This is a genomic window from Microcoleus sp. Pol10D4, assembly GCF_036701555.1.
GTDB lineage: Bacteria > Cyanobacteriota > Cyanobacteriia > Cyanobacteriales > Microcoleaceae > Microcoleus.
This window is the reverse complement of record NZ_JAUBRA010000079.1, coordinates 23,014-29,436: the sequence shown is the minus strand read 5'-3', so window position 1 is coordinate 29,436 and position 6,423 is coordinate 23,014. Positions and strand designations below refer to the sequence as shown.

1 protein-coding gene is annotated in these 6,423 nt (G+C 49.7%); it reads left to right on the top strand.

Features of this window, described 5'->3' with window-relative positions; translation table 11 throughout:
- The first annotated feature begins 728 nt into the window (after nucleotides 1-728).
- Nucleotides 729-6,389 carry a DUF4347 domain-containing protein gene (locus QUA36_RS27005; RefSeq protein ID WP_333459690.1) on the top strand — a complete coding sequence of 1,887 codons (5,661 nt, stop codon included), beginning with the start codon at nucleotides 729-731 and terminating at the stop codon, nucleotides 6,387-6,389.
- Nucleotides 6,390-6,423: the final 34 nt, after the last annotated feature.

Below are 6,423 nucleotides of genomic sequence, written 5' to 3'. Positions count from 1 at the left end.
GAGGTTTTGGCTCAGGTTTTTGGGGCTGATAATACTATTACTTCTCTCGATTTTCTCACTCTGGCTCCTTAAGACAAAAGCGCCTTCAATATGCTGCATTTTTCCTAATATTATAGAACTCGATTTATTATTAAATAAATCGAGTTTTTTAATATTTAAAAAGTCAGAAAAATCAACCTAGTGAATTATTGGGTAATTCGACTTCCTGACGACCCTAAAATTAGTTTTTAATTAGTGATTTATTTCGGATAAAAGTCAAAAAAAGAAGTTGATAACTACAAAATTTATTATAACCATTGTTTGAGTGAAATATAGATTATCTGAGATTCTGCTGATTGACAGCCCTAAAATTGGTTTTGATAAGAACTCAAGTCTTAATAAAAATCTGATAAATTAAGCCACGCTTACTACACTAACGAATACTTGTCAACTGCTTTTAGGTAAAAAAAATCGAATTGCGCGGTGTATTTTCGTACAACGTGTGTGTTTTTTCTAATCGTAAAATAATTTAGCACCACGTCTGAATTGGCTGAAAAACCCCTAATTTACCAGGCAAATATAGGGAACTGCTACTTTTGGAAGATGTCGATAACAAAAAAATCGAAGTAAATAGAACTTGTTAACTATGCGAAGTAGAGAAATTAGCAATTAGAAATTTCCATTAGCAATTAACAATAATATCTACCACTGAAGATTGAAAATTAACAAATCAAGGAGCTATGTAACTCATGAAAAATTTATGGTGCAACTACTCTTCGCCAATTCACAAATCAAGTTGCGATCGCTGTGACACCGACTGCATAAAAGCTTCTTTGATTGGGGCGCAGTTAGTCAGTGATCGGGTGATCAATATTTCCTGTTTAACAAAAGGGAGTCCGGGCGTCAAGACTAAACCTAAAAAACATTTAGTTTGCATCGACCCGAGGGTAGAGAATTATCAGCATCTTGCCAGCGGAGTCAAACCAGGGACAGAGATAATTGTCCTGGATCGAACTCTGGACGGAGTAGAACAAATTACCGAGATCCTAGCTAAACGCAGCTTAATTGCCAGCCTTCAGATAGTTGCTCACGGCAATGAAGGTTCTGTGCAACTGGGGTCAACTATACTGAAGGATGAAAACTTACCAAAGTACGATCGGCATTTGCAGCAGTGGCACAAGGCCTTTAGTGAAAAAGCCGATATTTTATTATTAGCGTGCAGGGTTGGGGCTGGAAAATCCGGGATTGCTTTCGTGCGGAAGCTGAGAGAATTAACAGGCGCAAATATAGCCGCTTCCAACAATTTAATTGGTAGTAAAAAATTAGGAGGGAACTGGCAATTAAATATTAGAGCAGGACGAGTAAAAACTGCAATAGCTTTTGAAACAAAAACCCAGGAAACTTACAGCGCTGTCCTCGTCACTTTAGTTGACGAAACTTTTCAAGACGCAAGTCTAATAGGGCCTTGGATATCTGGGGTCAGCGGCCCGTCAGACCTTCCAGCTTTAACAGCAGGAACCGGAACGGAGAGTTTTCCGGGTTTGAACATCGACCCGCTGGGCACCGGGGCTTTGAGATTAACTTCAAGGAGTTTTGACCAATCTACCTTTGCCATCTATAACAGTCAGGTACCAGTCAGCAGCGGTCTTAAAATTGTCTTCGATATATTTGCCTACAACGGCACTTCACGTCCTCCGATTCCCGCCAATTTGACAGGGGACGGCATAAGTTTCTTTTTAATTGACGGTACTGTGACGCCAACAAAAGCTGGAGGCTTTGGAGGTTCTCTCGGCTACGCCCAAAATACAGACGAAAATCAGTCTGGTTTACTCGGAGGTTATTTAGGAATTGGATTTGATGAATTCGGAAGTTTTTCAACTCAAAATGAAGGGCGTGTAGGTGGAATTCCGGGTGGGATTAGACCAGACTCGGTAACGCTTCGAGGTAGCGAAGCTAGTGAATATAAGTTTTTAACTTCTAACTTTGTGTCGGGGGGAGTAGATAATATTCCCAATTTCGTAACTCCGCCGATCAACCCAATTACTACCACTCGCGAACCAGCCAGAAGAAGAGTTCAAGTTATTTTGCAACCTCCCACTTCTGCAACGCCAAACCGTCTCACTGTTAACTTTGATCTCAACAATAATGATGTGTTTACAGATGAGGGCGAGACTATTATCGACATTGCAAATTTAGAAGAGGAGATAAACGAGCCAATACCGGCAACATTCAAATTTGGTTTTGCTGGTTCAACGGGAGACGCAACAAATATTCACGACGTTCGCACTTTGTCTATCCAAACTATAGACGTGCCGCTTACTACAGCAGATGTTGCCTCAACGAAAACAGGCCCGGCGGCAGCGGCACCGGGTAGCAGCATTACTTACACAATTACGACGGTAAATAACGGCCCGAACGACGCCGAAAATGTGGTGGTTGAAGATCAATTGCCCGATGGGGCAGTATTTGGCAGTGCCGAGGGCGACGGCACTTTCAACCCGACAACGGGACTGGTTTCCTGGAATATTCCGAATTTACCGGTTGGGGGCAGCGAGACCCGCACAGTAACTATTACGGCCCCAACTACACTCGGCCCTATTACAAACAGTGTATTCAGCAGCAGCAGCACGATCGATCCCGTACCCGCTAACAACAGCGGCAGCAGCCCGGAGGCGAGAGTCACCACCACTATTACGAACGATAGCGCCGATGTAGTGACGGTCAAAAGCGGGCCCCCTACAGCGGCCGCGGGCTCGACAGTCACCTACACAATTACGGCCACTAACAGTGGGCCGAGTGCGGCAACCAATGTGGCGATCAGCGACACCATTGTTCCTGGTTTAACAGGAGTCAGCGTCTCGGAGGGCGGAAGTTACAATGCAACGACAGGTATTGTGACTTGGACGGCCATCCCATCCCTAGCCACCGCAGCCAGCGCCAACAGAACCGTCAGTTTCGCAGTTCCCGCCACCGGGGGCCCCCTCGCCAACACTGCTAGCAGCACCTCAACAAGCCCAGACCCCAATCCCGGCAACAACAACGGCAGCAGCCCGTCGGCGCGAGTCACCACTACTATCACCGATAGTGCCGATGTAGTTACGCTCAAAACCGGGCCCGCTACTGCGATCGCCGGATCGACTGTCACCTACACAATTCTCACCGAAAACAGAGGGCCCAGTACCGCCACCAACATCACCGTTACAGACACCATCGTTCCCGGTTTAACGGGGGTCACAGCATCTAACGGAGGTGTTTACAACCCAGCCACAGGCATTGTCAGCTTTCCGCCCATTGCCAGCTTAGCTGACGGCTTGACTGTCAGCCGGACTGTCAGATTCCCAGCCCTGGCGACCGGCACTGTCAGCAACACGGCGAGAAGTACCTCAACAAGCCCAGACCCGAATCCCGGCAACAACAACGGCAGCGAGCCCGGCGCAACTGTTACCACCAGCATCGCCGCTGCCCCGACTCCGACTCCCCCACTCCCACCGACTCCGACTCCCCCACCTGCACCGACTCCGACTCCCGCCAACCTACGGCCGATAGCTAACAACGTCAACCTCGAAATCGCCCCCAGCAGCACTGTGGCGATCGCAGGACTCGGAGGAAGTGATCCCGACGGTTCGATCGCATCCTTCACCATCAACACCGTCCCACCAGCAAATGAAGGGCTGATATTTTTAGGCAATCCCGATACCGGGGGCACGATTGTCACCGCCGGTCAAATTCTGACACCTGCTGACATTAACCAATTATTTTTCCAATCGACAACCAACTTTACAACAGCAAATTTCACCTACAGCGCTACAGACAACCAGGGCGCTACCAGCCGCGCCAGGGCTACTGTATCGGCACTGGAGCCGGTGCCAAACAAACCGCCAGTAGCTAACAACGTCGACCTCGATATCGCCCCCAGCAGCACTGTGGCGATCGCAGGACTAGGCGGCACAGATCCAGACGGGTCGATCGAATCTTTCACCATCAACACCGTCCCACCAGCAAATGAAGGGCTGATATTTTTAGGCGATCCCGATACTGGGGGCAGGATTATCCGCGCCGGTCAAATTCTGACACCTGCTGACATTAACCAATTATTTTTCCAATCGACAGCCAACTTTACAACAGCAAATTTCACCTACACCGCTACAGACAACGAGGGCGCTACCAGCCCCGCCAGCGCTACTGTCTCTGCCATTCCCCTGAACGAACCAACACCCGCGCCAACACCAACACCAACACCACCAACACCCGCGCCAACACCAACACCACCAACACCACCAACACCAACACCACCAACACCAACACCAACACCAGCGCCAGAACCAACACCAACACCACCAACACCACCAACACCAACACCACCAACACCACCAACACCAACACCAGCGCCAGAACCAACACCAACACCACCAACACCAACACCAGCGCCAGAACCAACACCAACACCAGCGCCAGAACCAACACCAACACCAGCGCCAGAACCAACACCAACACCACCAACACCACCAACACCACCAACACCAACACCAACACCGACGCCCATACCCGCGCCAAAACCAACACCACCAACACCGACGCCCATACCCGCCCCAGAACCAACACCAGCGCCCGAACCAAGCCCGATATTCAACCGAGTACCCGAACCCGATACCAGTTGCGGTTGCGACCCCTTGCCCCAACCCCCTCTGATCAGATTTATCCCACCCCAGCCTTCACAAATACTCAACTTCGACTCCAACGCCGCCCAACTCATCGACATCCAAAACACGATGAGAGGCACTCCCGGAAACGATTCCTTAACAGGAAACGAAACCAACCAACTGTTTCTTGCCAAAAGTGGCGACGACACAGTATTAGGTGAAGGCGGCAGCGATCTCATTTTCGGCGAACAACAGCGAGATTACATAGCTGCCGGTAGAAGCAACGACATCGTGTACGCCGGCAAACAAACCGATGCCGTATTTGGCGGCAAAGCGGGCGATCGCATTTTTGGTGATCGCAACTCCGACACATTGTACGGCGATCGCGGTGCCGACACCATAGTCGGCGACAACGGCAACAACATCGACTTGACTGGTAACGACGGCGACCTGATTTTCGGCGGGTCTTCAGGCGACGCTATTTCAGGCAACCAAGGTTCCGACACCGTTTACTCCGGCAAAGCTGGCGACATCGCCTACGGTGGCATCGACAACGACCTGATTTGGGGTGACAAAGGCCCGGACACCCTTTGGGGCGACAACGGAGACGACTCTTTGTTTGGTGGCCTCCTCAACTCCCTAGACAGTGACCCCGACGGCTTCGATTTGCTGACAGGAGGCGATGGCAACGACTTACTTAACGGCGAAGAACAAGACGATACCTTGCGAGGTGGCAACGGCCGAGATTTGTTGTTTGGAGGCAAAGCGGCTGATGGCATTTTCGGCGAAACAGACTCGGATACTCTCTACGGCAATCAAGGTTCCGACACCATAGTCGGCGACTACGGCACTCAACTTGGCAGTAGTGTTGCCACGGATGAAGGTGATTTAATTTTTGGCAACGACACCGGCGATATCATCGGCGGTGGCAGCGGTAACGATAGCATTTTTGCCGGCAAAGGTAATGACTTAGTTTATGGTGGCAAAGATAATGACCGGATTTGGGGTGAACTCGGTTCCGACACCATTGTCGGCGACGAGGGAGACGATTCGCTTTACGGTAGTTTGCAAAACGAGTTAGTGTTGGATGCCAACGGCCGCGACTTGCTGTTTGGGGGAGATGGAAATGACTTCCTCAATGGGGGTGAGAGTTCCGACTCGCTTGATGGGGGTTTTGGTAACGATACCCTTCGTGGTGGCAAGGATGACGATGTTGTACAGGGAGATGCTGGCAACGACTTGATGTACGGCGACTCGGGCAGCGATATTTTGTGTGGCGATGAAGGTAACGATACCATTAGTGGCGATCGCGGGGAAAATCTGCGAGGCGCTGTGGGTGAAAACGGCCAGCAAGACTGTATTAATGGTGGTAGTGGCGATGACCTGTTATATGGCAATGAAGGTCAAGATGCTCTCAATGGTGATGATGGTAATGACACTATTTACGGAGGGAAAGATAGCGATATTCTCAATGGGGGTGCAGGGGATGACTGGCTGTTTGGTGATGGCTCAGATGATACTTTGATTGGGGGCACTGGGAATGATCACTTTGTGTTAAGCGCTAATAGCGGTATTGATACAGTTCTCAATTTTTCCGTAGGAGCTGATAAGTTTGTTCTGGCTGGTGGTTTGAGTTTTGAGGCTTTGCAAATTAACCCGACGGTGAATGGCACGCTGCTACAAGTTGCGGCGACTGGGGAGGTTTTGGCTCAGGTTTTTGGGGCTGATAATACTATTACTTCTCTCGATTTTCTCACTCTGGCTCCTTAAGACAAGCCTCACAAAAAACAGCGTGTAGGGTTCC

Coding starts and splice junctions, on each gene's coding strand:
- QUA36_RS27005 (WP_333459690.1), top strand. CDS start 729: ATGAAAAATTTATGGTGCAACTACTCTTCGCCAATTCACAAATCAAGT.